Origin of the sequence: Pseudomonas corrugata (assembly GCF_050920615.1) — a bacterium.
GTDB classification, from domain to species: Bacteria; Pseudomonadota; Gammaproteobacteria; order Pseudomonadales; family Pseudomonadaceae; genus Aquipseudomonas; species Aquipseudomonas corrugata.
The window spans coordinates 2,886,754-2,913,626 of record NZ_CP130434.1 but is presented as its reverse complement, the minus strand read 5'-3'; the positions used below and the strand labels follow the sequence as shown (position 1 = coordinate 2,913,626).

Here is a 26,873-nt window from a genome sequence, read left to right as displayed (position 1 = left end):
GCGTGGACGACTCGAGAACTTCAGGGACCGGCATCAGTCGGTCCCTTTCTTTTCGTCAGCCGCGCCGCCCAACCAACACCTGCTCCAACACCACCTCCAGCGGATGCCGCAGTTGCTTGTCCGCCAAGCGCTTCACCTGGCTGCGGCACGAATACCCCGTCGCCAATGCCTCCCCTTCCTTGTCCAGCTTGCCGGCCCAGGACTGTTCGAAAATGGTTCGCGAGGTGTCCTGGTTGCGCAGTTCATGGCCATAGGTGCCGGACATGCCGCAGCAGCCCGTCGCCTCGATCACCAGCTTGAGCCCCAACTTGGTGAACACAGTTTGCCACTGGGAAGTACTGGCGGGCACGTTGGTCTTTTCGGTGCAGTGCGCCAGCAGGCGGAACGTCCGGGCAACAGGAGTTGGCTGCTGCGGAACCGCATCGATCAGCCATTCCTGAGGCAACAGGACTTTCGGGCAAGCCTTGAGCCCTGGCACTTTCTGATATTCCTGGCGGTAGACCAGAGTCATGGCCGGGTCGAGGCCCACCAGGGGCACCGAGCAGTCGGCGAGTGCCTGGAGCTGGGTAGCATTGCGGATCGCCGCCTTGTTGAAGGCACCGAGGAAGCCCTGCACATGCAATGGCTTGCCATTGGCGCTGTACGGCGCCAGGAAGACCCGGTAGCCCAACTGATGCGCCAGCTCGATAAAAGAGGCCAGCAACGGCGTTTCGAAGTAGCGGGTGAAGGCGTCCTGCACCAGTACCACACTGCGCTCCCGTTGCGCCGGCGTGAGCTCACGCAGGGCCGGTACGCTGGCGACCGCGACCTTGCAGCGGCTCAAGGTGGCCTGGAAGTTGTAGCGACTGATCAGCGGGCTGTCGACCATGCCTACCTGGTTCGCCAACAGTCGGCTCAACCATGTCGAGCCCATGACCGCGTTGTAGAGGCCCGGCGCGTAGGCCATGTAGGGAATGGTGAATTCCAGCGAGCCGATCAGGTAGTCACGCAGCGGCCGTTGATAGCGGCCATGGTAGAGCTGCAGGAAACGCGAGCGGAACTCCGGCACATTGACCTTGATCGGGCATTGTCCCGCGCAGGATTTGCAGGCCAGGCAGCCGGCCATGGCGTCATAGACTTCGTGGGAGAAATCCGCCTCGCCCCGTGAGCGCGCCAGATTGTTGCGCAGCCGCGCCGGCAACGCCTTCAACCACGACGCACCGCCCCGCGCCGCTTCCAGCACATCGACATTGGCCGCGCCCTGCAGGCGCAGCCATTCACGCATCAGCGATGCCCGCCCCTTGGGGGAATGCTGGCGTTCGCGGGTGGCTTTCCACGACGGGCACATGGCGTCGTCCGGGTCGAAGTTGTAGCAGGCGCCATTGCCGTTGCAGTGCACGGCAGTGCCGTAACTTTGCCAGACACGCTCATCGATCTGCCGATCCAGGTCACCCCGCAGTGTCACCTCGTTGACCTTGAGCAGGCCTTCGGCGGCATCCGGCGGAGTGCAGATCTTGCCAGGGTTGAGCTGGTTATGGGGATCGAACGCCCCCTTGAGCGATTGCAGCGCCGGGTACAAGTCGCCAAAGAACGCCGGCACGTACTCCGAACGCAGTCCCTTGCCGTGCTCACCCCACAGCAAGCCGCCGTAACGCTGGGTGAGTTCAGCCACGGCATCGGAAATCGGCTTGACCAGCGCGGCCTGGGCCGGGTCTTTCATGTCCAGTGCCGGACGCACGTGCAACACACCGGCGTCGACATGACCGAACATGCCATAGCTCAAGCCGTGGCCGTCCAGCAGTGCGCGAAACTCGGCGATGTAGTCGGCCAGCCGCTCCGGTGGCACCGCGGTGTCCTCCACGAACGGCTGCGGACGGACCTCGCCTTCGACGTTGCCCAACAACCCGACCGAGCGCTTGCGCATGGCATAGACGCGGTTCACCGCCTCGGCCCCTTCGGCCAGCGTATGGCCCAGGCGCTCGATAGTCGTGTCGCTCTGCAGATGCGCCACGAAGTCCGCCACGTCGGCGTTCACCTGCGCAACGTCGTCACCGCTGAACTCCACCAGGTTGATGCCCAGGGTCGGGCGCTCGGCATCGGCCGGGAAATACTCGGCGACGCTGTGCCAGACGATGTCCTTCATCGCCAGCAGCAACACTCGGGAATCCACCGTTTCAATGGACAGCGGCTTGTGGGCCAGCAATGCGTTCGCGTCGCGCAAGGCGTCCATGAAGCTGCCGTAGCGCACGTTCACCAGCACCGAATACTTGGGAATCGGCAGCACGTTGAGCTTGGCCTCGACCACGAATCCCAGCGAACCCTCGGCGCCACACAGCACGCTGTTGAGGTTGAAGCGGCCATGGTCATCGCGCAGGTGCGCCAGGTCGTAACCGGTCAGGCAACGGTTGAGCTTGGGGAACACCGACTCGATCAGCTCGGCCTGGGTTTCCTGGATCTGCCGGGCGGTGCGGTATACCTCGCCGATGCGGCCGGTGTCGGCGCACACTGTTTCCAACTCGGCGTCGGACAGTGGCTGGGTGTGCAAGCGCTCACCGCCGAGCAGCACGCTGTGCAGTTCCAGCACATGGTCGCGGGTCTTGCCGTAGGTGCAACTGCCCTGGCCGCTGGCATCGGTGTTGATCATGCCGCCCACGGTGGCGCGGTTGGAGGTCGACAGCTCTGGCGCGAAGAACAACCCGTGGGGCTTGAGCGCGGCATTGAGCTGGTCCTTGACCACACCGGCCTGCACCCGGACCCAACGCTCGGCCACGTTGATTTCGAGGATGGTGTTCATGTGCCGCGACAGATCGACCACGATGCCGTCGGTCAGCGACTGGCCGTTGGTCCCGGTGCCCCCGCCCCGTGGCGTCAGCTTGATCTGGCGAAACCGTGGTTCGGCCATCAGCGCGGCAATGCGCGCAACGTCCTCGGCGTCCCGGGGAAAGACCGCTGCTTGCGGCAGGCGCTGGTAAATCGAGTTGTCGGTCGCCAACACGGTACGGGTGCCGTAGTCAGCGCTCAGGTGTCCACGAAAGCCGCTGGCGCGCAGGGCCTCGATAAATTCCGGGTAGTGGGCCGCGGGGGCAACCACGGGCAGTTGGGCAATCATTAACGGCCTCTTAGGGGGCTAATCACGTAAATACTTGTCGTCGGCGCATGAATAGGTCAGGCTCGGAACGACCTGCGCCAATGGTCCTTCAGGTTCCCGGCGCAGACAACCAGATAATCCTGCCGCTATCGATGACTTTTGTGAATGAATTACCGTCACCTCACGCCATCCATGTCACTGCTGCTGGCATTTGAAGCCGCCGCTCGACATCAAAGCTACACCCGGGCCGCGGTCGAACTCTCACTGACGCAAAGTGCCGTCAGCCGACAAGTCCAGGCGTTGGAAGAGCAACTGGGGCTGACGCTGTTTCGTCGCGAAGGCCGGCAGGTCCGGCTGACCGATGTCGGTCGCCTCTACCAACGGGAGATGAGCGAGGCGCTCGGACGCATCCGTAGCGCGACCCTGCAGGCCATGGCGTATCAATCCGGCAGCGGTACCCTGCGCCTGGCGACGTTACCGACCTTCGGTTCGAAATGGCTGCTGCCGCGCCTGCATGAGTTCTACAAGACCCACCCCGGTATCCTGGTGCACATCAGCTCCCGGATCGACGCCTTTGACTTCGACACCAGCGACATCGATGCCGCCATCGTCGTCGGTACTTCCGGCCTGCCGGGCCTGATCAGCCACCGCCTGCACGCTGAAGAACTGATCGTGATCATCTCGGCGCAGGCGGCCGAGGCCCATGAGACGTGGACGCCGGAGCGGATCAGCGAACAGATGCTGCTCAATGTGGCGAACAATCCCAACGTCTGGGGCGACTGGTTCAGTCACTACACCCTGCCCCACGCCAGGATGCGCCTGGGCCCCAGCTTCGAACTCACTTCGCACTTGATCCAGGCGGTGCGTGCGGATATCGGCATTGGCCTGGTGCCCCGCATCCTGGTAGCCGACGAGTTGGCCAATGGCGAGCTGATCGGCCTTGACCTGCCGTTCGCCAGCCGGCGCAGTTACTACCTCACCTACCCGCCGCGCAACGAAATGCTGCCGTCTTTGCGGGCGTTTCGTGGCTGGTTGCTGGAACAGATCTGACAGTCCGCAGTTATCGCGGACATAAAAAAACCCCGTAACCAGATGGGTCACGGGGCAAGGATTTGGTTGGTTGCGGCCAACCAAAGGAGCTCTGTGAAAAGCGTCTACCCGCCGGGATCAGATGCAATCCTCTGCGGCACGCTCAAAACTCGAAGGCAGCAGGTTCGAGGCCAGCAGGTGCCGCTCGTAGATGAACACCTTGCCGCCATTCCCGGCCTTATAGGCCTCCAGCACGTTGTCCGCGGAGATTTTGCTCGGCACGACGATCCGGTAGCTGCGCTGGGTCTGTGAGACCAGCGGGTTCAACTGACTGTCCTGCAGTTTCGGTATGACGCACTCGGCATACTCGGCCGGGGTCTTTTGGGTCTGCAGGGTCAGCGTCGGATCATTTGGCGCGGAAGCACAACCGGCGAGCAGCAAAGAGGCGAGCGCCATGACAGGCACGAATAAAAAGCGCATCAGTTTCATCCCGAAAATAAAGAGGGTCAGGCTAGAAGGACGATGGATCGCTGTTGCGTCATGTCTTGAGCCACCTGTTCGATGGGTGCAATTGTCCAACGACTGGCGGCAAAGCAGAACATGCGTTTAATGATGGTCACTATTACTTCTAACAATAGTTGCGTGCCGTACAGGTGAGTCAGGCACGCAGGTCTTGGCATCGCGAAGCCGGGATTCCAGCCTCGCAGAACCAGCTCACGATGAAGGCGGAAGGCGTCAGGACTGGGCTGTCAGGGCGGAGTGGGTTTTCAATTCCTCGTCGATGAACGCAGCGATCATGGCCCGGTAGACACGCTCCACGACATCAGGCGAGGCGCCGGCCTCATTCGCAAGTCCGCGCACTTTGGTGATGACCTGCTCGACCCGCGCCGGCGCGCGCACATCATCGGTGGTTTTTTTGAAGGCTGCGGCCTGCGTGACGAAGTTGCCGCGCCGGGCCAGGAGCGCAACGACCTCACGGTCGATCTGGTCTATGTGCTGGCGGACTTCTTCGATCGATGTACAGCGTAATTCCATTTGGAGATCTCCTTTCGAGTAACAGAAATGTGCTGGGGCGTTGGCGATATGACGGCATATTCGACAGGGATGCAAGCAGCGCCACCGCTATCGCGAGCAGGCTCGCACACTGGATTCGATGATGTACGCAGTTTTTGCATACATCACCAGCCCCTGTGGGAGCCGGGCTTGCCCGCGATAGCGTCGGCACGTTCAACATTTGCGTAACAGACACTCCGCTATCGCGAGCAGACTCCACAAGTGTTCCGGAGAGCATCAGAGCTTTGGGATAATCCCGGTGGCCTCGGCAATCGTCGCCAAAACCTCCTCCATTCCGGCAATGTGATTCTGAAGGTCTACAAAAGATTGATGGACTGCTTCGTCGACGTCTACGGTCTGCTGTCCACGAAGCGCTATCACCCTGCGCAGCTCCTTTTCCTGAAGCACATTCACGCTTTCGCGCAGAGCCAGGAGCTGATCGAATATCTGTGCGACTTTGGTTTTGCCAGCGGCGTCCATCATCTCCAACCCAACCTCTCGATGAATGCACCCCAGGGACATGCGACCAGGATGCCAGGTCTTGAGATATTGCCCGCGGGCTGTGGGGTGATCAATGGACACCTGAACACGCCGAGGAGTTTCGGTCCGGCCAGGGCCGGTCATCCTTGGAACGTAACGATGGCAAAGACAGTCGGAGCAATCAGGCCCTTGGCAAAGAAATCGTCCCATGCCCTTACGATCAGCCGTCCTCGCTGCGCTGTTCACCCTGGCGACTGGCACAGCAGCCGATGCCCAGGAACCGCTACGCCTGGAAAATCTGAAACTTGCGGTGACCTTTTGGAAAACCAGCGCCAGGACTGGTGCCTGACGGTGCGCGGGTTGGACGATGGCGTGCCGCATCTGGTACAGCGTGACGCATTGCTGCTGCGCCAGGGCAGTGAAACCAGTGTGACGCGGTGGTGATCGAGGAGGCTGCGGCGCAAGAAACCGAACAGTCCACGGCTCGGCCTGACGAGCCGAAGAAACCGGCGCAGGACTCCGACGAATGGGCCGCGAACCGCTTTCTCGACGCGGTGCACTACTACCAGCGGCGCATCCCCGGGCAGCAGGCACCCATCCAGCCGCAGCCCGTGCGCATCGGCCTGATCGAGCGCGACGTGGATTTCGACACGGCGGATTTTGCCGACTACCTCGGTGGCTGTTCGGCTCCACGCACCTGTGTCTACGCCCGCGATGCCGTCGCCCCGGACGGCCACGGTACCACCGTCGCAGGCCTTCTCGCGGCGCGCTGGAACGACGGCGGCAACACCGGTTTTCTAAGCGGCCTGAATAAGGCCAGTGGCGGCTTCGAGGTCATCGTCGAACGTAATTCCGACGCCGGGATTACCGCCAATATCGCCGCCTCGGTCAACCTCGTGGAAGATGGCGTACGCGTGCTCAACTGGAGCTGGGGCATCCACCGGGTAGGTGCCAAAGACATCAAGGGGGACAATGTGGACTCCCTGCTGCGCTCGGGCATCGCCATGAGCGGCTACGAGGAACTGCTGGAAGAATTTTTTCTCTGGCTGCGCAAGGAGCACCCCGACGTGATCGTGGTGAACGCTGCCGGCAACGGCTCCTCGTTCTCGGGCAGCGATGAATACCGCTTGCCCTCCTCCTTCATCACCGAGCAATTGCTGGTGGTCGGCGGTCACCAGCGCAGCGAGCGTGCCGGGGTCGCCGTCGACGATCCAGCCTATGCGGTCAAGCGCAGTTCCTCGAACATCGACATGCGCGTCGACATCGCCGCTGCCGCTTGTGCCCACGCCTCGACGCCCGGCGCAGGCCAGGACGGTGCGGTGCATTGCGGCACCTCCTACGCCACGCCCATGGTCGCAGGCCTGTTGGCGACAATGCTGTCCATCAACCCGCAACTGCTACCCGAGCAATTGCGCACGCTGCTGCGCCGCAGCGCCCTGACCATCGGCGACAACCACGACTTCGAACGGATGGACGCGGAAGACCTCACCGCGCCCATCCTGCCGTCGGAGCGCCACTACCGGCTCAATGACAAGGACGTGGGGAGTTCGGCGCGGTTGGACATGCAGAAGGCATTGGATCTGGCGGTGGAAAGTCGCGAGCGGGTGCGCTGATTCTCCGCGTATGCAATGCTCGGTGAATCACCCATTCCCGAGCATCTGCCACAACGACGCGCCCACCCCGGTCATGCTCTCCCCGGCAATCAACCCCGCCGCAGCGGTGATTGCGAAGCGCTCCGTGAGGCTCGGCCAGCGCCTGCTCACTACCCAGGTAAGTACCGCACCGAGGGCCATCATCAGCGACACCGAGGCCGGCAGCACGAAGGCCAGGCCCAGTGCCGCGGTGCTCGGCAGGTACCGGGCGCGATGTTCGGGTAACAGGCTGTCGAGTACTCCCAGCAGCAAGCCGGCCAGGCCTCCGAGGAAGATCGCCCAGCGGATGCTCGTCGATAACGACTCCAAGCCCTGGGTCAGGGTCTGCGCCACGGCTTTCCAGGTGGCAACTGCCGGGGCCGGCCATTCTTCGGTAAGCAGCATGGCTTGAGGATCCGGGATCAGTGCCAGATAGGCCAATACGCCAACGATGCTACCCACGAAAATGCCCAGGGTCTGGGCTACCAACTGCTTGCGCGGTGTCGCACCAATGGCCCGGCCCACCTTGAAATCGTTCATCAGATCCGTGCACTGCCCCGCCGAACCACCGGCGGTATTGGCGCTCATCAGATTGATCGGCACCTGTCCTGGCGCAACGATGCCGAAGCTCAGCTGGGACAACTGGCCGATAGCGCCGATAGGCGGAATCCCCGTGGCGCCGACCACCCGGGCGGCCACCGCGGCCAGGCAGATCGCCAGAGGAATGGTCAACAGCGCCATCCATGGATTGATGCCGAACAGCAAGGCCTGCAAGCTCACCACCAAGACAATGGCCATCCCGAACCCGGCGGCGGGTCCAGCCTTGGGCACTACCCAGATCGCCCCACCGCCAGCCCGGGTGGTTTTGTGCAAAGCCCATAAGCGAGTCGCCAGGGACGCCAACGTTGAACAGACCATCAGGCTCACACCTGGCCACAGCAACCATTCCACCAGCGCAGCGAACTGCGGGCCACTGCTGCCCTGTGGCAACTGCACCAGGCCGTGTTCCAACAGCCAAGGCGCCAGCCCGCCCCAGGCCAGCAAAGCACCGAGCAACAGGGTCAAGCCAACGCGAATACCGATGATCCCGCCAAAACCGACCAACAGCAGCGAAGGATCGGCGGTGAATGTCAGGCGTTCCAGCTGGGCTGTCGGCGACCAGCGCGGGAAAGCCCACATGAAGGTGTCCACCCACTTGACCAATCCGGACAGCAACGCGGCACTGAGCAATACCTTCAAGCGCGTCGCCGCTTCATGGCCTTGGTTATAGATATGCAGCAGGGTTTCCAGGGTCGCCATGCCCTCGGGGAATTTCAACGCCTTGTCGTTGAGCAGCGACGGGCGTAAATACCAAGCGATCCACACCCCCAGGAAGCTCACCGAAAATACCCAGGCGACCATGGGAATGGCATCCAGCTGCTGACCGGTCAACAAGGTGTAGGCCGGAATCGGCGCTACCAGCCCGCCGGAAATGATCGAGGCCGCCGCAGACGCGACCGTCTGGTTGATGTTGCTTTCGTGCAACGTCCAGGGCAATCGCGCGGCTGAACGCCTGGCCAGGCCTTGCCAGATGCCATAGCCGATCAGCAAGGCAATGATCGACATGTTGAAGGACCAGCCGATCTTCAATCCGGCGTAGACATTGGAAGGCGTCAAGAGGATACCGATCACGATGCCGGTACTGACCGCGCGCACACTGAGTTCCCGTTCGACCGGGGCATGGAGGGGCATCGATGACGAGGTTTGAAACATGCGAAATCCTTATCGGCAATGGAGCAGCACGAGCACTTGCCTAACAAGTGAGCGCTGTATTGGCGGAAGGTTCACAGTGTTGAGGGCAGCTGCCACAAAGGTGATTCGTTGGCGTCAGGAGTGCGGGATGCAGTACCGAGGCAGACAAAGGTGCTTCGTGGCATCAAGGCTTGATGTTCTTCAACTCGTTGAGCAACGCCAGCAGCTGCTGCATCTTTTCCTCGCCGAACTGCTCTTCGATCCGTCGATAGTTGCCTTCCATCCCCTCGCTCATGGACACGAAGCACTGCTGGCCGCGTTCGGTCAGGCCAACGAACACCCGACGCTGGTCCTGACTGGATTTCTGCCGGCGCACCAGGCCATCGCGCTCCAGGCGGCTGAGCACGCCGGTCATGCTGGGTTTGAGGATGCAGGCCTGATGGGCGAGCTGGTGGCTTTCCAGTTCACCTTGCTGATGCAGGATGCGGATCACCCGCCATTGCTGCTCGGTGAGGTCGTGCTGGTTCAACGCCGGGCGGAAAAACGCCATGGCCGCTTCGCGGGCCTGCAGCAGGGTCAGCGTCAGTGAAGGTCTGGGGGTGGCCATGTTCGGACTGCCTGGATGGACGAGTGGGCAGCTTAGTGGCGCAAATAATTAGCTGCAAGAGCAAGCCGCTTGCTCAAATTTGCCACGGGTTTGTGGCGAGGGGATTCATCCCCGCTGGGTTGCGGAGCGGCCCCAAATCAGCTCGCTCGGTCAAACAGACACACCGAGGTGTTTGGTTTGAGGTCTGCTTCGCAGCCCAGCGGGGATGAATCCCCTCGCCACAAAAACAAGTGTCAATCGAAGGAAGGTTCAGCGCAATCCCGACTGCCGCTGGCGATATTCCCCAGGGGTGAGTTGGGCATAGCGCTGGAAAAACCGGCTGAAATAGGCCGGGTCCTTGAACCCGAGCTGGTAGCAGATTTCGTTGGCCGAGCTGCCGGTGAACAGCAGCAGGCGCTTGGCCTCTTGCATCAACCGCTCCATGATCAGTCGTTTGGAAGGCAGGTCGGCAATGCGCCGGCACACGTCGTTGAGACGCGCCTCGGTCACCCCGACGCCCTCGGCATAGCGCGACAGCGGCCAGTGTTGCAGGTAGTGCGCTTCGATCAGCTCGTTGAAGCGGTGAAAGATCTTCAAGTCCTCATGCCGCGCCGGCCTCGCTTCCAGGGAGTTGGAGCAGAGTCGCAACAGGCTGATCATGATCAGCCGCGTCAAGCCGTCCAGCGCCACGCTGCGCCCCGGCCGAGCGGCCGCCACCTCCTCGCTCAGTTCCTCGAACAAGTATTCCAGCCGGCGCACTTCCCCGGCCTGCTCCGGCCCCAGTTGCGTCAGCGCCACACAGGCAGCCGGCAACTGCACACCGGCCGGCGCGAGCCCGGGATCGGCGTCGATCAATTGCCAGACCAACTGCTGGCGCACCGTCAGCACATGCCCGTCACTGTCGGCCTCGGTCACAAAGGAGTGGGGGATGGTCGGCGGCGTGAGAAAGAACATCGGCCCGGATTCGACGTACTGCTGATCATCCAGATACACCCGCACGGTGCCGCTCTTGACGTAGTGCACCTGGAAGAACCGGTCGTGGCGGTGCACCGGCATGTTCCGGCCGAAAAAGCCCGCCAGGTTGGCGAGCCGGTCGTAATGCACTTCGGCATCGCTGTAGCGCTGGTCGTAGACCTGGCCAATGTTGATGTTCGGGATCGGCTGACGATCGGTCATCACGCAGTACTCGTTTTTATTCTGATTCAGGCAACGCCCGAGGCTCATCCTGCACCGAATCCGGGAAGGCAACCAGTGCCGGTTATTCTGTCACGCTTGACGATAGTTAACATCTTAATTATAACTGTTAACACATTAACAATATCGCAGAGCCCTCCTCCCTCTGCACCGCCAGGAGACAAGCATGAGCCGTGCCCTGCATGACGTCGCAACCGGCACCCTGTTCGGGGTCGCGCTGAACTACCAGGGGCTGCTGAAGCAGCGCCTCGCCGAGTTCGAGCAACCGCCCTACCAGAAACCGCCGGTCAAGCCGGTGCTGTTCATCAAGACCCCCAACACCCGCAACCGGCACGATGCCGCCGTGGCCCATCCCGGACACGGCGAACGGCTGCAACCGGGCCCGGCCCTGGGTGTGGTGATGGGCAAGTCGGCCAGCCGCGTCAGCGCCGCTGAGGCCCTGGACTACGTGGCCGGCTATACCGTCGTCAACGAATTCAGCCTGCCGGAAGACAGCTACTACCGCCCTGCCGTCAAGGCCAAGTGCCGGGACGGCTTCTGTGCCATCGGGCCGGAACTGGTGCCAAGCGCCAACGTGGCCGATCCCCATAGCCTGACAATCACGCTGTACGTCAACGGCGAGGTGCGCCAGCAGAACAGCACGGCCAACCTCGTTCGCAACATTCCCCAACTGATTGCCGAGATCAGCGAATTCATGACTTTGCACGCCGGCGACGTGCTGATCACCGGCACGCCTGAGGGCCGGGTCGATGTGGTGCCCGGTGATCGCGTCGAAGTGGACATCGGCGGCCTGGGCCGTCTCATCAATACCGTCGTGGCCGAGCAACCGGGAGCACGTTCATGAAACACGCGCGCATTCGTTTTGAGGAACAGATCCATCACGTCACCGTTGAAGCTGGCAACGCCGTGCGCCTGGCCGACGGTCGCCTGCTGGCCGAAGACCAGGTCGAGTGGCTGCCACCGGCCACCGGCAGCATGTTCGCCCTGGGCCTGAACTACGCCGACCACGCCGCCGAACTGGCCTTCAAACCGCCCACCGAGCCTCTGGCATTCATAAAGTCCCCCGGCACCTATACCGGCCATAACCAGCAGACCTGGCGTCCCGACAACGTCGCCTACATGCACTACGAGTGCGAACTGGTGGCGGTCATCGGCAAGACCGCGCGCAACGTCAAGCGCGAGGACGCCCTGGACTATCTGGCCGGTTACACGGTGTGCAACGACTATGCGATCCGCGATTACCTGGAAAACTACTACCGCCCCAACCTGCGGGTGAAGAACCGCGACGCCACGACCCCCGTCGGCCCCTGGATCGTCGATGTCGCCGATGTGCCGGATCCGGCCAACCTGAAGCTGCGTACCTGGATCAACGGTGAACTGCGCCAGGAAGGCAGCACCAAGGACATGATTTTCGACATCCCCTACCTGATCGAGTACCTGTCCAGCTTCATGACCCTGCAACCCGGCGACATGATCGCCACCGGCACGCCGGAAGGCCTGGCGGACGTGGTGCCCGGTGATGAAGTGGTGGTGGAAGTGGAAGGCGTCGGTCGCCTGGTCAATCGAATTGTCAGCGAAGCGGCGTTCTTCGCATCCCGTAAAGAGGCTTGAGCAACATGATCAAACACTGGATCAACGGCCGTGAGGTCGAAAGCAAAGACGTCTTCATCAACTACAACCCGGCCACCGGCGAAGCCATTGGCGAAGTCGCCAGCGGCGGTGCCGAGGAAGTCGCCCAGGCCGTGGCCGCGGCCAAGGAGGCCTTTCCGAAGTGGGCCAACACCCCCGCCAAGGAACGCGCCCGACTGATGCGCAAGCTGGGTGAGTTGATCGACCGCGACGTGCCGAAACTGGCCGAGCTGGAAACCCTCGACACCGGCCTGCCCATCCACCAGACCCGCAATGTGCTGATTCCCCGGGCCTCTCACAACTTCGACTTCTTTGCCGAAGTCTGCACCCGCATGGACGGTCACACCTACCCGGTCGACGACCAGATGCTCAACTACACCCTGTACCAGCCGGTGGGCGTCTGCGGCCTGGTGTCGCCGTGGAACGTGCCGTTCATGACCGCGACCTGGAAGACCGCGCCGTGTCTGGCCCTGGGCAACACCGCCGTGCTGAAGATGTCGGAGCTGTCGCCCCTCACCGCCAACGAACTGGGGCGCCTGGCCGTGGAAGCGGGAATTCCCAACGGCGTGTTGAACGTCATCCAGGGTTATGGCGCGACCGCTGGCGACGCGCTGGTGCGGCACCCCGATGTGCGAGCGATTTCCTTTACCGGAGGCACTGCCACCGGCAAGAAAATCATGCAGACCGCCGGGTTGAAGAAGTATTCCATGGAGCTCGGCGGCAAGTCGCCGGTGTTGATTTTCGAAGACGCGGACCTGGAACGAGCTCTCGACGCGGCGCTGTTCACGATCTTCTCGCTCAACGGCGAACGTTGCACCGCCGGCAGCCGGATTTTCATCCAGGAAAGTGTCTACCCACAGTTCGTCGCCGAATTCGCCGCCCGTGCCAAGCGCCTGATCGTGGGCGATCCACAGGATCCCAAGACCCAGGTCGGCTCGATGATCACCCAGGCCCACTACGACAAAGTCACCGGCTACATCAGGATCGGCCTCGAAGAAGGCGCCACCCTGCTGGCCGGTGGCCTGGAACGTCCGGCCAATCTGCCGGCGCACCTGAGTCGCGGTCAGTTCATCCAGCCGACGGTGTTCGCCGACGTGAACAACAAGATGCGCATCGCCCAGGAGGAAATCTTCGGCCCGGTGGTCTGCCTGATCCCGTTCAAGGATGAAGCCGAAGCCTTGCAACTGGCCAACGACACCGAATATGGCCTGGCGTCGTACATCTGGACCCAGGACATCGGCAAGGCCCATCGCCTGGCCCATGGCATCGAGGCCGGCATGGTGTTCATCAACAGCCAGAACGTACGCGACCTGCGCCAGCCTTTCGGTGGGGTAAAGGGTTCCGGAACCGGGCGTGAAGGTGGACAGTACAGCTTCGAGGTGTTTGCCGAGATCAAGAACGTTTGCATTTCGATGGGTGGGCATCACATTCCAAGGTGGGGTATCTAAAACGGCGATGAACTCCTGTGGCGAGGGGATTTATCCCCTCGCCACAGGCGCTGCGGTCCACTTGAAACAGGTTGTGATTCACCGATTACCCAAGACCCAACAAGAACAATTTTTCAGGAGAATCATCATGGGCGAAGTCGTCCTGGCTGCGAAGATCTGCCACGTTCCCTCGATGTACCTGTCCGAGCTGCCCGGCAAGCACCATGGCTGCCGCGCAGCGGCGATCGCCGGGCACAAGGAAATCGGCCGCCGCGCCCGTGAGCTGGGTGCCGACACCGCTGTGGTATTCGATGTGCACTGGCTGGTCAACAGCGCCTATCACGTCAACAGTGGCGAACATTTCAAGGGCATCTACACCAGCAACGAGCTGCCACACTTCATCAAGAACATGGAGTACGAGTACTCGGGCGCCCCGGAACTGGGCGAGTTGATTGCCGCAGAAGCCAATGCCGCCGATGTCCGCACCCTGGCCCACAACATCCCCAGCCTTGAACTGGAATACGGCACGCTGGTGCCCATGCGCTACATGCACATGGATGTCCCGCCGGAACAGAAACTCAATGTCGTCTCGATTGCCGCCTGGTGTGCCTGGCATCGTCTGCAAGACAGCTTCACTTTCGGCGCCGCCGTGCGCCGGGCCATCGAAAAAAGCGACCGCAAGGTGCTGGTGCTGGCGTCCGGTTCGCTGTCCCACCGGTTCTCCGATGATCGCAACGCCGAAGCCAACATCCATAACTGGACCCGGGAATTCGACAAGCAGGTCGACCTGCATGTCGTCCAGATGTGGCGCGAGGGTCGCTGGAAGGAATTCTGCGCCATGCTCCCGGACTATGCCGAGCACTGCTTCGGCGAAGGCAAGATGCATGACACGGCGATGCTCCTGGGGTTGCTGGGCGGACCGGACTACGACAAACCCGCCGAAATCATCACCGAACCCTTCGGCAGCTCCGGCACCGGCCAGATCAATGCCATTTTTCCGGTTTGACCAGCCTGCACAGGAGATCCGACGATGCCGCATTTCATCGCAGAGTACACCGACAACATCGAACAACAGGCCGACTTGCCCGGCCTGTTTGAAAAAGTCCATGCCTTGCTGGGCGACAGCGGCGTGTTTCCCCTCGGCGGCATCCGCAGTCGTGGGGTGCGCCTGGACACTTGGCGAATGGCCGACGGCAAGCACGACTATGCCTTCGTGCACATGACACTGAAAGTTGGCCATGGCCGCGATCTCGCCACCCGCCAGAAAGTCGCGGAGAAACTCTTCGAGGTGATCACCGCGCACTTCGCCGAACTCCAGGCCCAGCGTCTGCTGGCCCTGTCGTTCGAGATGATCGAATTGCACGAGCAACTCAACTTCAAGGCCAACAACGTCCACGCCTTTCTCAAGGCCCAGACGAGCTAAGCGCACCTGACAGTTGCCCATCGGCCCCTCTGACAAAAAGTACAAGATCATGAGCACAGCCAACCCCGCTGGCACTGCCAGCTCCGTCGCGCACGACCGCACTCATGCCACGATCACCTGGCGGCTGATGCCGTTGCTGCTGGTCTGCTACCTGTTTGCCCATCTGGACCGCATCAACATCGGCTTCGCCAAGATGCAGATGAGTGCCGACCTGCAGTTCAGCGACACGGTCTACGGCTTCGGCGCCGGCCTGTTTTTCATCGCCTACGCGTTGTTTGGCGTACCGAGCAACATGGCCCTGGACCGGGTCGGTCCACGCCGCTGGATCGCCACGCTGATGGTGGTCTGGGGGGCCTTGTCCACCAGCATGTTCCTCATTGAAAGTGCCACCGGTTTTTACCTGTTGCGCTTTCTGTTGGGAGTGGCCGAAGCCGGTTTCTTCCCGGGCATCCTGGTACTTCTCAACCGCTGGTACCCGGCGCGACGTCGGGCCCAGGTGACCGCGCTGTTCGCCATCGCCGTGCCGATGGCGGGAGTCATCGGCGGGCCGTTGTCCGGTGGGATCCTCGAACACTTCCATGATGTCGGCGGCCTGCGCGGTTGGCAGTGGATGTTCGTCCTCGAGGGGCTTCCGGTGATCCTGCTGGGCCTGGTGGTGCTCAAGTGTCTGCCGGACAGTTTCGAGACGGTCGGCTGGCTCACGCCTCACGCCAAGCAGCAACTGCGTGAACAAATGAGTGTCGAGGAGCAGCGAAAATCCATCACTTCGTTCTCGGCGATCCTCAACAACCCGCAGGTCTGGTTGCTGGTGGCAGTGTACTTCGCCGTGATGCTGGCGGTGAACACCCTGGCTTTCTGGATGCCCACCCTGATCCACGGCGCCGGCATCGGCAGCGATGGCAAGGTCGGCTTGCTCAGTGCAGTGCCATACCTGGCGGGCTGTTTTTTCATGATCGGCTGTGGCCGGTCTTCCGATCGCAATCGCGAACGCCGTTGGCACCTTTGCGTACCGCTGCTGATGGCGGCAGCCGGCATTGCCATCGCCGGGCTCTCTCCCGGCAACCCAACGCTGGTGCTCGGAGGCCTGATTGTCGCCGGCATGGGTGCCAGCGCGGCGTTGCCGATGTTCTGGCAATTGCCGCCCGCCTTCCTCTCCAACGGTACCCAGGCCGCCGGGATTGCCCTGATCAGCTCCTTCGGCAGCATCGCCTCATTCTTCGCGCCCTACCTGATCGGCTGGATGCGGGACACCACCCAGAGCGCCAGCCTGGCTCTTTACGTCCTGGCGTTGTTCATCACCCTGGGCGGCCTGCTGGTGCTGCGCACCCGGGCCGCCGTCGTCAATCCTCAGTAGGGACCTTGTCATGCTCGATCAAAGCCTCATCCAACAAGCCGCCGCCCGCCTCGACCATGCCGAGCGCTCACGGGAACAGGTGCGGCAGTTTTCCCTCGATCACCCGCAGATCACCCTCGATGACGCCTATGCCATCCAGCGCGCCTGGGTAGCACAGAAAATCAAGGATGGCCGCAAGCTGGTCGGCCACAAGATCGGCCTGACCTCCCGGGCCATGCAAGTCTCTTCGAACATCACCGAACCGGACTACGGCGCGCTGCTGGACGACATGTTCTTCGATGAAGGCACCGACATTCCCTTCGAACGCTTCATCGTCCCACGGGTGGAAGTGGAGCTGGCGTTCATCCTCGGCAAGCCGTTGAAAGGCCCGAACGTGACGGTGTTCGACGTGCTGGATGCAACCGAATGGGTGATCCCGGCGCTGGAAATCATCGATGCGCGCATCCAGCAGGTCGACCCGCAGACCAAGGCAACCCGCAAGGTCTTCGACACCATCTCCGACAACGCGGCCAACGCTGGCGTGGTCATGGGCGGTCGTGCGGTGCGTCCCACCGAGATCGACCTGCGCAAAGTGCCGGCGGTGCTCTACCGCAACGGCGTGATCGAAGAGTCCGGCGTCTCGGCGGCGGTGCTCAATCACCCGGCCAAAGGCGTGGCCTGGTTGGCGAACAAGCTGGCGGCCTATGACGTCACCCTGCAACCGGGTCAGGTCATTCTCGGCGGTTCCTTCACCCGCCCGGTGGCGGCCAACCCGGGCGATACCTTCCATGTCGACTACGACATGCTCGGTTCCATCGCCTGCCGTTTCGTCTGACTCCCGAGGACCGCTTCATGGACATGCCGATCAACACATTCAAACAACGACTGAAAAGCGGCCAGGCGCAAATTGGACTGTGGCTCGGACTGGCCGACGCCTACTGCGCCGAACTGGCGGCCAATGCCGGTTTCGACTGGCTGCTGATCGACGGTGAACACGCCCCCAACGACGTGCGCACCCTGCTCGGCCAGCTTCAGGCCGTGGCGCCCTACCCCGGCCAGCCGGTGATCCGCCCGGTAATCGGTGACACCGCGCTGATCAAGCAAGTGCTCGACCTCGGCGCACAAACCCTGCTGGTGCCCATGGTGGAAAGCGCCGGGCAGGCTCGCGAGCTGGTACGCGCCATGCACTACCCGCCCAGCGGCATCCGAGGCGTCGGCAGCGCGCTGGCCCGGGCGTCGCGCTGGAACAGCATCCCCGGTTACCTCGACAAGGCCGATGAACAGATGTGCCTGCTGGTGCAGATCGAGAGCCGCGAGGGCCTGGCCAACCTCGACGCCATTGCCGCCGTGGAAGGTGTCGACGGTGTGTTCATCGGGCCGGCGGACCTGAGCGCCTCCATGGGTTTTCGCGGCAATCCGGGCCATCCGGACGTGCAAGCCGCCATCGAGGACGCCATCGCCCGCATTCGCCAGGCCGGCAAGGCAGCCGGGATCCTCAGTGCCGATGAGAAACTGGCCCGGCGCTACATCGAGCTGGGCGCGGCGTTCGTTGCGGTGGGGGTGGATACGACGGTGTTGATGCGCGGCCTTCAGACTCTGGCGGCGACGTTCAAGGATGCGCCGAAGCCTGCGACGGGTGGCGTTTACTGACCCAAGTCAGACGCCCTGTGGGAGCAAGGCTTGCCCGCGATAAAGCTGATGCGGTTCACCATGAGACCGAGATGGCTTGATCGCGGGCAAGCCTTGCTCCCACAGCTATTCTTTCTCTCCTTAGAAGTCGCAACAGGAAGCTCAGCGCCTGACCGCCTTCAGTTCATTCAGCAACCCCAACAACGTCTGCAACTTCTCCTCCCCCAACTTCTCCTGCAATCGCTGGTAATTGGCCTCCATGCTCTGGCTCATCGAGTCGAAGCACGCCTGCCCCTGGGGTGCCAGGCGCACCAGCACCCGTCGCTGATCCTGCTCGGCCTTGCGCCGCACCACCATGCCCGCTGCTTCCATGCGCACCAGCACGCCGGTCATGCTGGGCTTGAGGATGCAGGCCAGCTCGGCCAGGCGATTGATTTCCAGTTCGTCGTGTTGGCTGAGGATACGAATGACCCGCCATTGCTGCTCGGTCAGGCCATGTTGATTGAGGGAAGGACGGAAAAACCCCATGGCCGCTTCACGGGCCTGTAGCAGGGTCAGGGTCAAGGATTGGCGCGGTTTGAGCATGGAGAATGTTCGCCAGAGGACTTAGTTAATGAGTTAACTAAATCTTAGCATCATCGGAGTGCAGATGGACTGTGGGGCCAGCCTGTGGGAGCAAAGCTTGCTCCCACAGATCTGCTCTATGCGCCCTTGATCACCCCTTTGAGCACCGTCTTGAAATGCTCCACCTGGGCGTCGCCAAACTGGCCGAACACCTTGTCCTGCTGTTCCCTCGCAATGGCCCAGAGCCCTTCGGTCTCATCGATTCCCTTGACGGTCAGGCGCACCCGGTCGCCGTCATCGCTCACCAGGCCCTTGCGCTTGAGGTTGGCCACGGCCTCTTCGATCTCGCGCACCGGCATCGCCACTTCCCGTTGCAGGTCAGCCAGGTTCAGCCCGGCGTCATTTTCCAGCACCATCAACATCCGCGCTTCGCTGGTGCGCAACCCGGTGGACAATTGCCGTGGCTGGTAACTGGCCTGGTATGCCCGCAGTGCCTGGGTCATCAGGTAGTAAAGATTATGGCTCAAGCGACCCTGGAAGTGACTGCTGGGTGGCTGCCCTTCTTCGCGTCGGGTCATGCGTGTGTGGGGCAGGACCATCGAGTAGGCGCCCTGGTGATAGAGCAACGGCGAACGTCCGAAATCGTCGAAGGCCACGACCTTGCCGATCATGATCCAGTGATCGCCGCCGTCGACCTGTTGGAATTTTTCACAGTGAAAACGCGCGGCGCAATCGGCAAACACCGGGGCCCCACCGACGCCGCTGTCGAACTCGATGTCAGCGAAGCGATCTTCCTTGGGCCGGGCGAAGTTGTTCGACAGGTCGATCTGATCGGCGGCCAACACGTTCACGGCAAAGTGGCTGGCGGCTTCGAACACGCCGTGGCTGCTGGAGCGTTTGTCGATGCTCCAGAGAATCAGCGGCGGGTCCAGGGACACCGAGTTGAAACTGTTGGCCGTCACGCCGACCTTGCGGCCATCTTCAGCCGCGGCGGTGACCACGGTCACACCGGTGGCAAAGTTACCCAGGGCCCGGCGGAACGCACGGGTATCGAAAGCGCTATCGGAAATACTGGACATGCAAGACTCCCGGCCGCCTCAGGTGACGGCCTCGATTTATTGTTTTATGAGCGGGCTCGACGAGCCGGTGGTCACACCATGGTGGGGTCGGGCTCCAGGCCCATCAGCTCGCGTCCGAGAATCTGTGCGCAGACGTCGTAGTCGGTGTAGGCATGGGCACCCGTGAGGTGCGCATCGCGGAACAGCCGTTGCAGTTCGTTGGTTTCGAACCAGGCACCACCGCCGGCCGCTTCCATCAGCCGATCCACCGCCTGGATGCACATCTTGGTCGCATAGCCCTGGTTGGTCCGCCAGAACGCCAGGGTTTCCCGGCTCGGGTATTCGTGACGCTCGCTGTGCTCGGCGTGCTCCTGCCAGGTTTTTTCGAGGAAGGCCCGGGCCGCTGCCACCTGGTGGGTGGACTCGGCCAGGCGCATCAGCGCCGGGGTAGCCGCCCCCACTGCCGCACCGGTGTAGGCGCGCACGCGGTTGCGGGTTTTCTCGCGGAACACCTCGAGCATGCGTTCGGCCACGCCCAGGCTGACGGTGGAAAAGCCACTGGCAAAGTACGGCCGATACGGCGAGTAAAAGATCTTGCTGTCGGGGTACAGACCGAAGCCACCGGACTTGCCCTCCATCATGTCCTTGGCTTTCTGGATCCGGTGTTCCGGCACGAACGTATTGTCGATGATCAACGTCTTGCTGCCGCTGCCGCGCATGCCAACCGCGAACCAGTCATCACGAATTTCATAATCGCTTCGAGGCAGTACCGCGAAGCAATAGTCCTGGGTACCTTCGGCGTTCTTGCGGCGAAACCCGACGATCGCCCACTCGGCGTGGTCGCAACCGCTGCTCCAGCCCATTTCACCGCTGAACATCACGCCGCCCTCGACTTCCTCGGTGCGGCCAAACGGTGCGATGCTGCTGCTGGCGGTGGCATCAGGATCGTCGCCCCAGATTTCTTCCTGGGTCTTGGCTGGGAACATCGCCAACTGATGGCTGTGGGTACATAACAGGCTCATGGCCCAGGCCGTACTGGCACAGGCGCCGGCCAGCAGCGCGATGCAATCGGCAAACTGCGGCAGGGAAATCTCCATGCCGCCGTATTTCTTCGGCAGGAAGGCCCGGTGCATGCCGATGCCCTTGAGCAAGGCGATATTCTCGGCCGGAACGCTACGGTCCTGTTCCGCCTGGAAGGCATTGGCGGCAATGACCGGCAGAACGGGTTTGAGGTCTTCGAGAAGCGGATTTGGCTTTTTCATGGACAGGCTCTTTTATTATTGGCGTTTGCCGATCCCGCCTGGCCTTGCACCTCACGGCAGGCTCGTGGTGCAGAAAACGGCGGGATCAAATGATTAAGGCCGGTCCAGTATGGGCATTCAAGGGCAGCCGAAAAATGCACCTTCCAGATCCAAGATTGTACTTTTCATGGCGAAAGAACCGAGCGATGGCGCGCTCGATCAAGTCCCGCGGCACGGATGATCAAGACAAGCGCCCCGCTCCGGGCCCTTAATAGAGACATCGCGTGCAGGGCTCTGCACGGAGTTTCCTTTCACTTTGTCAGGTTGCGTCATGATCAATATCGAAACGCCCACCTATTACACCGCTACCAAAAAGTACAACCTCAGTTTTCCCACACTCGAGCAAGACGTGGAAGCCGATGTCGTAGTGATTGGCGGCGGCTTCTCCGGCATCAACACCGCGCTGGAGCTCGCTGAAAAAGGCATCACCAATATCGTGGTGCTCGAGGCGCGTTACCTGGGCTTCGGCGGCACCGGGCGCAACGGCGGGCAGATCATGGCCGGGATCGGGCATGACCTGGAAAAGATCAAGAAAGACGTGGGCGAAGACGGCCTGCGCCAGGTCTTCGAGATCAGCGACCTGGGTGCGGACATCATCAAGGACCGCATCGCCAAATACGCCATCGATGCCGACTTCTGCCACGGCTATGGCTATATGGGTTTCAACGCCCGCCAGGAGAAAACCCTGCGGGCCTGGGAAAAAGACTTCAAGTCGATCAACAGCAAGCATGAGATCCGCTTTCTTGGCGGCTCCGACGTCCAGCAGATCATCGGCTCCAAGGCCTACGGCAGCGCCTTGCTGCACATGGGCGGCGGGCATGTGCATTCGCTGAATCTGCTGCTGGGTGAAGCCAAGGCCCTGGCCGGCCACGGCGTGCGTATCTTTGAAAACAGCCCGGCCCTGGAGGTCAGCTACGGTGAGCGCATCACCGTGCGCACCGGGCGCGGCTCGGTTAAGGCCAGCAAGCTGCTGTGGGCCTGCGACAGCTTCCTCAACAAGCTGGAGCCGGAACTGCATCGGTCGACCATCAACACCTACGCTTTCCAGATGATGACCGAGCCGTTGTCGGACGAGTTGATCCAGCGCATCAGCCCGATCCGCGGAGCCTACAGCGACATTCGCCCGGTGATCGACTACTACCGCGTCACCAATGAAAACCGTTTGCTGTTCGGTGCCGCCACGCCGCTGGTGGAACATATTCCCCAGGACCTCAAGGCCTGGAACCGGCACCTGATGCTGAAGATTTTCCCGTACCTCAAGGACGTGAAAATCGACCTGGCCTGGGGCGGTCCGATGGCGTGCAGCCCGAACCTGTTCCCGCAGATCGGTACCCTGCCCGGCCGCAGCAACGCCTTTTTCGTCCAGGGTTATTCCGGCTTTGGCGTCACGCCGAGCCACATCATCTGCAAGGTGCTGGCCGAAGGCATGAGCGAAGGCTCGGCGCGCTACGACCTGGTCAGCTCCATCAAGCGCCCGACCATCATCGGCAAAGACGCCATCCGCCCGCTGCTGCTGACCGCCGGCAAGTCCTGGCACCAGTTGTCGGGTTACTGGAATGGCCGTCGCTAACGTGTAGTGGGCCTGAATCCATATCTGAGTGCCCATGGGGCTGCTGCGCAGCCCAACGGGGATAAATCCCCTCGCCACAAAACCACATCCGTCTCAATCATCAGGAGTCACTGCCATGTCCCTCACCACTCTCAAGAAAGACATCCAGCTGTCCGAACTGGACGCCTGGGGCACCGTTGCCGACCTGGGTTCGCAAATCCTCGAAGGCGAAGTCAAAGCCTTCGGCAAGATGACTTTCGGCGCCCCGACCGACGCCATCAGCAGTGCCTACTTCGGCACCACCCAGGGCAAGTTCCGGATGGTGTACCCATTCGCCGAACAAGCCACCGTGGTCACCGGCGAAGTGGTGCTCACCGATGAAGCCACCGGCCAGAGCACCCGCTACAAGGCCGGCGACAGCTGGTTCGTGACCAAGGGCACGCCGGTGCTGTGGGAAGTGGTCAGTGAGAGTTTCGTCAAGCACTACTTCGCGGTAGCCTGACCGGACAGGGCCGCTGGAATCACCGGCGGCCCGTATGACGAAGGTTGCGCCCATGAACGTCATCCCCACCCAGGACATCGCCGGCCACTGCCTGCAAGCGTTCACCCAGTTGATTCCCGCCAGCCGGGCGGCCTTCTACTGCGTCGACCGGCACTTGCAGGCCCATGATTTCAGCCTGCACGGCATGAGCGGCGAGATGCACCGAGATTACTTGGACAATTACCACCAGTTCGATCCGCTGCAACCGCGCAACTGCGTGTCCAGCGAGCAGGCGGTGGTGCCGCTGGGCCTGGCGATGACCCGCCAGCCGGTACGAAACAACCAACGTTACCGCAGCTTCTTGCAGCGCCACGGTATTGTGGATGTGGTGGAAGTCTTCGCCCGTCGGGATGGTCAGCCGCACGCCGCCATCTCGTTGCTGCGCACCGCCGAACAAGGTGTATTCACCAGCCAGCAGTTAACCCAACTCAACGCCTTGCAGGCCCTTCTGCAACTGGCCGTCGCCCACCTCCCCGCCCATGGAGATACCCTGGGCAACTTGACGCCCAAGGAGCGCCAGATCGCCTTGCTGCTGCGCCAAGGCGTCAGCAACAAGTACCTGGCCCGGGAGCTGGATGTGGGCTTGCCAACCATCAAGACTCATCTGATCAACCTGTTTCGCAAGGTCGGTGTAAGCAGCCGCACCGAGTTGGTCAGCACACTGTTTCTCTGACGCGGTTCAACCATTCGGTTGATAGTCCGCGGGCGCTCAGGCCTACATGATCCGGGTGGACACTTCATCCAACCGGAGCCTTGCAATGAGCACATCTACAGACTGGATCACCGTCGGCGCCCTGGCCGATGGCTTTGCCCCAGAAGCCTTCATCCTGCCAAACCTGGCGGACCTGAGCGGCAAGACCTTCACCCTGAATTTCGCCAATGGCTGGCAGATCGAGCATCGATTCGAGCAGGAAATGTTGTCGTGGCACGCGGCCGATGGGCACTCCAGCGGCACGGCACCGTATCGGGCCACGTCGGTACGCCCGGGGTTGTACCTGGTGGACTTTCTCAAGGGCGAAGGCGCGCAAACCCTGTCGGTCAGCCTGGTGCTCGATACCGCCAACGCGGCGTTCACTGCGGTGATCGGCCGCATGCCCGAGCAGGCACAAACCCGCGAAGGCCTGTACGGGCGTGCATTGGCCGGTCAGCCGCTGACGGCTGTCGGTGTCGAATTTCTCCATGGCAGCCTTGATCGCCCTTGGCAGCCAGGCCTCTGCCCGCATGCCCCGAGCACGGAGTTGGTGGGCCTGCGCAACCTGTATCGCTACAGCCCGAGTGAAGTCTACGAACACATCTACCTCAACGACCGGTTCTACTCCTGGCAGTGCCTCAAGGGCGTGGAGCAAGGCCTGTGCGACACCGATCGTTGCGACACCTACAAGATCAGCGACGAGTTGTACCTGTTTGTCTGGCGGGAAAAGATCATCCCGACCCTCGGCCTGGTGCTGATCGACCTGCAACAACATCGCAGCGACGGCAAGATCTTCGGTTACGCCGGGGCGTCGTTCGATGAGTTCTCCAACTTCCCGGTCAGTTCCTACTGCCAGGTCCTCAACCACACGGAGTATCCCGATGCCTGAATCTCGCACCGTGGTGATTACCGGCGCCGGCACCGGGATCGGCGCCGCTTGTGCCCGTTTGCACGCGGCCGAAGGCGCCAACCTGGTGTTGATTGGCCGACGCCGCGAGCCCCTGGAGCAACTGGCAGCTGAAATTGGCGGCATGGTGCTGGTGGGCGATGCGGCTTGCCCGGCAACCTGGGACGGTTTCGTCGCGCAGATTCGCCAGCGCTTCGGCCGACTTCATGTGTTGCTGGCCTGCGCCGGTGGAATGGGCCAGGGCAGCGCCACCGAGACCAGCCCACAGGCCTGGGACGCGGCCATGCGCAGCAATCTCGACAGCGCGTTCTACAGCGCACGGGCTTGCTTGCCACTGCTACAGGAAAGCGCCGGCAACATTGTGCTGGTGGCCTCCATTGCGTCATTGGCGGCAGGGCCGCAGGTTTGCGGCTACACCACCGCCAAGCATGCGCTATTGGGTCTGAACCGCTCCCTGGCGCGGGATTACGGCCCCAAAGGCGTGCGGGTCAACGCCGTCTGCCCAGGCTGGGTGCGCACGCCGATGGCCGATGAGGAAATGCAGGTGCTGATGCAGTTCCATGGCGAAACGCTGCAACAGGCCTACGACCGGGTCTGCGCGGACGTGCCGTTGCGGCGGCCAGCCAGCGCCGAGGAAATCGCCCATGTCTGTCGCTTCCTGGCCTCCAGAGACGCGTCGATCATCACCGGCGCGGCGCTGGTGGCCGATGGCGGTTCCAGCATCGTCGACGTGCCGACACTGGCCTTCAGTCAGATGGAGACACCCCATGCCGAATGATCTGGATTTCAGTGGCAAAGCAGTGTTGGTGACTGGCGGCGCCCAAGGCATTGGCCGGGCCATTGTCGAAGGCTTCGCCTGGCGCGGAGCCCGCGTGGTGATCGCCGACCTGGGCCTGGCGCGGGCCGAAGCGCTCGCCGGTGAATTGACTGCCGAAGGCTGCCAGGTGGAAGCCGTGGGCGTTGATCTGGCTGACGCCACGGCGATTGGTGCCATGATGGCCGGGCTGGAGCAGCGCCTGGGGCGGCTGGATGTACTGGTGCACAACGCCGGGTACTTTCCACTGACGGCTTTCGAGCAGATTACGCCAGCGGTACTGGAACGGACGCTGGCGGTGAACCTGTCGGCGCTGTTCTGGCTGACGCAGGCGGCGCTGCCGATGTTCCGGCGGCAGGGCCAAGGCTGTGTGCTAGTGACTTCATCGGTCACCGGCCCACGGGTGGCGTATCCGGGGCTCAGCCATTACGCCGCGTCCAAGGCCGGGGTCAATGGTTTCATTCGCAACGCGGCACTGGAGCTGGCGGCTGAGAATGTCAGGGTCAACGGCGTCGAACCCGGCATGATCGCGACACCGGCCATGGCCAACCTCGGTGACGATGACCTCAACCAGGACATCGCCCGGCGGGTCCCTCTGGGGCGCTTGGGCAAACCGGCCGACATCGCCGGTGCCATGCTGTTCCTGGCCTCGGACCTGGCCAGCTACGTGACTGGCCAGACCCTGGTGGTCGACGGCGGCTCGACCTTGCCGGAGGTTTGAAGCGGGTTCGGCTCGCGATGGTGGCGACAAATCCACCGCCATCGCGAGCAGGCTCGCTCCCACATGTATTCCCGGTAACACCGCAATCGCACAGCACCACAATTCCTTTGTGGGAGCGGGCTTGCTCGCGAAAGCGGTGTATCTGCCACAGAGATGTTGAATGGAACGCCGTCATCGCGGGCAAGCCCGGCTCCCACAGGTTCAGCAGTGTCCCCTCCTATTTCGCACACACCACAACTCCCCTGTGGGAGCCTGCTCACGAAAGCAGTGTATCTGCCACAGAGATGTTGAATGGAACGCCGTCATCGCGGGCAAGCCCGGCTCCCACAGGTTCAGCAGTGTCCCCAATACCGCACACACCACAACTCCCCTGTGGGAGCAAGCTTGCTCGCGAAAGCGGTGTATCTGTCACAGAGATGTTGAATGTGCCGCCGTCATCGCGGACAAGCCCGGCTCCCACAGGTTCAGCAGTGTCCCCAATACCGCATACACCACAACTCCCTTGTGGGAGCGGG

General features: G+C 62.2%; 25 protein-coding genes and 1 pseudogene. 16 read left to right on the top strand and 10 right to left on the bottom strand.

Annotated elements, in window-relative coordinates; all coding sequences use genetic code 11:
* Window positions 1-55 precede the first annotated feature (55 nt).
* On the bottom strand, window positions 56-3,088 hold the full coding sequence (ydiJ, locus tag QZH45_RS13235) for a D-2-hydroxyglutarate dehydrogenase YdiJ (protein WP_055135609.1): 3,033 nt from the start codon (window positions 3,086-3,088) through the stop codon (window positions 56-58).
* A 144-nt stretch (window positions 3,089-3,232) separates the two neighbouring features.
* Here ydiJ and QZH45_RS13230 point away from each other — a divergent pair, with 144 nt between their 5' ends.
* Window positions 3,233-4,117 carry a LysR substrate-binding domain-containing protein gene (locus QZH45_RS13230; protein ID WP_024779835.1) on the top strand — a complete coding sequence of 295 codons (885 nt, stop codon included), beginning with the start codon at window positions 3,233-3,235 and terminating at the stop codon, window positions 4,115-4,117.
* Window positions 4,118-4,234: 117 nt separating this feature from the next.
* On the opposite strand, the gene QZH45_RS13225 is transcribed toward QZH45_RS13230, so the two are convergent.
* From QZH45_RS13225 to QZH45_RS13215, 3 genes are all read right to left on the bottom strand, one after another.
* Window positions 4,235-4,576: a hypothetical protein gene (locus QZH45_RS13225; RefSeq protein WP_024779834.1), complete on the bottom strand. Its 342-nt coding sequence runs from the start codon at window positions 4,574-4,576 to the stop codon at window positions 4,235-4,237.
* Window positions 4,577-4,831: 255 nt separating this feature from the next.
* The gene (locus tag QZH45_RS13220) at window positions 4,832-5,131 is read right to left on the bottom strand and encodes a chorismate mutase (protein ID WP_024779833.1); all 300 of its coding nucleotides are present in this window, start codon (window positions 5,129-5,131) and stop codon (window positions 4,832-4,834) included.
* A gap of 255 nt (window positions 5,132-5,386) precedes the next feature.
* Window positions 5,387-5,632, bottom strand: coding sequence for a hypothetical protein (locus QZH45_RS13215; protein WP_432783777.1), 246 nt, complete (start codon window positions 5,630-5,632; stop codon window positions 5,387-5,389).
* A gap of 205 nt (window positions 5,633-5,837) precedes the next feature.
* On the opposite strand from QZH45_RS13215, the pseudogene QZH45_RS13210 reads away from it, so the two are divergent.
* Window positions 5,838-7,242: pseudogene (locus QZH45_RS13210) on the top strand (S8/S53 family peptidase).
* 27 nt (window positions 7,243-7,269) lie between these two features.
* On the opposite strand, the gene QZH45_RS13205 reads toward QZH45_RS13210, so the two are convergent.
* The 3 genes from QZH45_RS13205 to hpaA form a co-directional block, all read right to left on the bottom strand.
* A complete protein-coding gene (locus QZH45_RS13205) occupies window positions 7,270-9,012 on the bottom strand; it encodes an OPT family oligopeptide transporter (RefSeq protein ID WP_055135608.1) in 1,743 nt (580 codons plus the stop codon).
* A 163-nt stretch (window positions 9,013-9,175) separates the two neighbouring features.
* Window positions 9,176-9,598, bottom strand: coding sequence for a homoprotocatechuate degradation operon regulator HpaR (hpaR, locus tag QZH45_RS13200; protein WP_024779830.1), 423 nt, complete (start codon window positions 9,596-9,598; stop codon window positions 9,176-9,178).
* Window positions 9,599-9,847: 249 nt separating this feature from the next.
* Entirely contained in the window at window positions 9,848-10,753 is a 906-nt protein-coding gene (gene hpaA / locus QZH45_RS13195; RefSeq protein WP_024779829.1) for a 4-hydroxyphenylacetate catabolism regulatory protein HpaA, read from the bottom strand.
* 184 nt (window positions 10,754-10,937) lie between these two features.
* Between hpaA and QZH45_RS13190 the strand changes: the two genes are divergently transcribed.
* From QZH45_RS13190 to hpaI, 8 genes are all read left to right on the top strand, one after another.
* Window positions 10,938-11,615, top strand: coding sequence for a fumarylacetoacetate hydrolase family protein (locus QZH45_RS13190; RefSeq protein WP_055135607.1), 678 nt, complete (start codon window positions 10,938-10,940; stop codon window positions 11,613-11,615).
* On the top strand, window positions 11,612-12,382 hold the full coding sequence (locus tag QZH45_RS13185; protein ID WP_024779827.1) for a fumarylacetoacetate hydrolase family protein: 771 nt from the start codon (window positions 11,612-11,614) through the stop codon (window positions 12,380-12,382). Before QZH45_RS13190 ends, QZH45_RS13185 begins: the two co-directional genes overlap by 4 nt.
* 5 nt (window positions 12,383-12,387) lie before the next feature.
* A complete protein-coding gene (gene hpaE / locus QZH45_RS13180; protein ID WP_024779826.1) occupies window positions 12,388-13,848 on the top strand; it encodes a 5-carboxymethyl-2-hydroxymuconate semialdehyde dehydrogenase in 1,461 nt (486 codons plus the stop codon).
* Between the two features lie 127 nt (window positions 13,849-13,975).
* Window positions 13,976-14,833, top strand: a complete 858-nt coding sequence (gene hpaD, locus QZH45_RS13175) for a 3,4-dihydroxyphenylacetate 2,3-dioxygenase (RefSeq protein WP_024779825.1) — start codon at window positions 13,976-13,978, stop codon at window positions 14,831-14,833.
* Window positions 14,834-14,857: 24 nt separating this feature from the next.
* Window positions 14,858-15,250 carry a 5-carboxymethyl-2-hydroxymuconate Delta-isomerase gene (locus QZH45_RS13170; RefSeq protein WP_024779824.1) on the top strand — a complete coding sequence of 131 codons (393 nt, stop codon included), beginning with the start codon at window positions 14,858-14,860 and terminating at the stop codon, window positions 15,248-15,250.
* A 49-nt stretch (window positions 15,251-15,299) separates the two neighbouring features.
* Window positions 15,300-16,604: an MFS transporter gene (locus tag QZH45_RS13165; protein WP_024779823.1), complete on the top strand. Its 1,305-nt coding sequence runs from the start codon at window positions 15,300-15,302 to the stop codon at window positions 16,602-16,604.
* A gap of 10 nt (window positions 16,605-16,614) precedes the next feature.
* Window positions 16,615-17,418: a 2-oxo-hept-4-ene-1,7-dioate hydratase gene (hpaH, locus tag QZH45_RS13160; protein WP_024779822.1), complete on the top strand. Its 804-nt coding sequence runs from the start codon at window positions 16,615-16,617 to the stop codon at window positions 17,416-17,418.
* A 17-nt stretch (window positions 17,419-17,435) separates the two neighbouring features.
* Window positions 17,436-18,233 carry a 4-hydroxy-2-oxoheptanedioate aldolase gene (hpaI, locus tag QZH45_RS13155; RefSeq protein ID WP_024779821.1) on the top strand — a complete coding sequence of 266 codons (798 nt, stop codon included), beginning with the start codon at window positions 17,436-17,438 and terminating at the stop codon, window positions 18,231-18,233.
* A 141-nt stretch (window positions 18,234-18,374) separates the two neighbouring features.
* Here hpaI and hpaR (QZH45_RS13150) read toward each other — a convergent pair whose 3' ends face one another.
* From hpaR (QZH45_RS13150) to QZH45_RS13140, 3 genes are all read right to left on the bottom strand, one after another.
* Window positions 18,375-18,797 carry a homoprotocatechuate degradation operon regulator HpaR gene (gene hpaR / locus QZH45_RS13150; RefSeq protein WP_055135606.1) on the bottom strand — a complete coding sequence of 141 codons (423 nt, stop codon included), beginning with the start codon at window positions 18,795-18,797 and terminating at the stop codon, window positions 18,375-18,377.
* Between the two features lie 116 nt (window positions 18,798-18,913).
* Window positions 18,914-19,855 (bottom strand): p-hydroxyphenylacetate 3-hydroxylase reductase component, encoded by a 942-nt coding sequence (locus tag QZH45_RS13145; RefSeq protein ID WP_055135605.1) that lies wholly within the window; start codon window positions 19,853-19,855, stop codon window positions 18,914-18,916.
* 71 nt (window positions 19,856-19,926) lie between these two features.
* Window positions 19,927-21,096: a p-hydroxyphenylacetate 3-hydroxylase oxygenase component gene (locus tag QZH45_RS13140; protein WP_053193359.1), complete on the bottom strand. Its 1,170-nt coding sequence runs from the start codon at window positions 21,094-21,096 to the stop codon at window positions 19,927-19,929.
* 310 nt (window positions 21,097-21,406) lie between these two features.
* Between QZH45_RS13140 and QZH45_RS13135 the strand changes: the two genes are divergently transcribed.
* The 6 genes from QZH45_RS13135 to QZH45_RS13110 all read left to right on the top strand — a co-directional run bounded on the left by QZH45_RS13135 (window position 21,407) and on the right by QZH45_RS13110 (window position 26,358).
* The gene (locus QZH45_RS13135; protein WP_055135604.1) at window positions 21,407-22,705 is read left to right on the top strand and encodes an NAD(P)/FAD-dependent oxidoreductase; all 1,299 of its coding nucleotides are present in this window, start codon (window positions 21,407-21,409) and stop codon (window positions 22,703-22,705) included.
* Between the two features lie 115 nt (window positions 22,706-22,820).
* Window positions 22,821-23,186 (top strand): cupin domain-containing protein, encoded by a 366-nt coding sequence (locus tag QZH45_RS13130; RefSeq protein WP_024779816.1) that lies wholly within the window; start codon window positions 22,821-22,823, stop codon window positions 23,184-23,186.
* Window positions 23,187-23,238: 52 nt separating this feature from the next.
* The gene (locus tag QZH45_RS13125; protein WP_024779815.1) at window positions 23,239-23,898 is read left to right on the top strand and encodes a helix-turn-helix transcriptional regulator; all 660 of its coding nucleotides are present in this window, start codon (window positions 23,239-23,241) and stop codon (window positions 23,896-23,898) included.
* 85 nt (window positions 23,899-23,983) lie between these two features.
* The gene (locus QZH45_RS13120) at window positions 23,984-24,805 is read left to right on the top strand and encodes a molybdenum cofactor biosynthesis F family protein (protein ID WP_024779814.1); all 822 of its coding nucleotides are present in this window, start codon (window positions 23,984-23,986) and stop codon (window positions 24,803-24,805) included.
* Window positions 24,798-25,601 carry an SDR family NAD(P)-dependent oxidoreductase gene (locus QZH45_RS13115; protein ID WP_053193361.1) on the top strand — a complete coding sequence of 268 codons (804 nt, stop codon included), beginning with the start codon at window positions 24,798-24,800 and terminating at the stop codon, window positions 25,599-25,601. Before QZH45_RS13120 ends, QZH45_RS13115 begins: the two co-directional genes overlap by 8 nt.
* Entirely contained in the window at window positions 25,591-26,358 is a 768-nt protein-coding gene (locus QZH45_RS13110; RefSeq protein ID WP_024779812.1) for an SDR family oxidoreductase, read from the top strand. The genes QZH45_RS13115 and QZH45_RS13110 overlap by 11 nt, the downstream gene beginning before the upstream one ends.
* Window positions 26,359-26,873 lie beyond the last annotated feature (515 nt).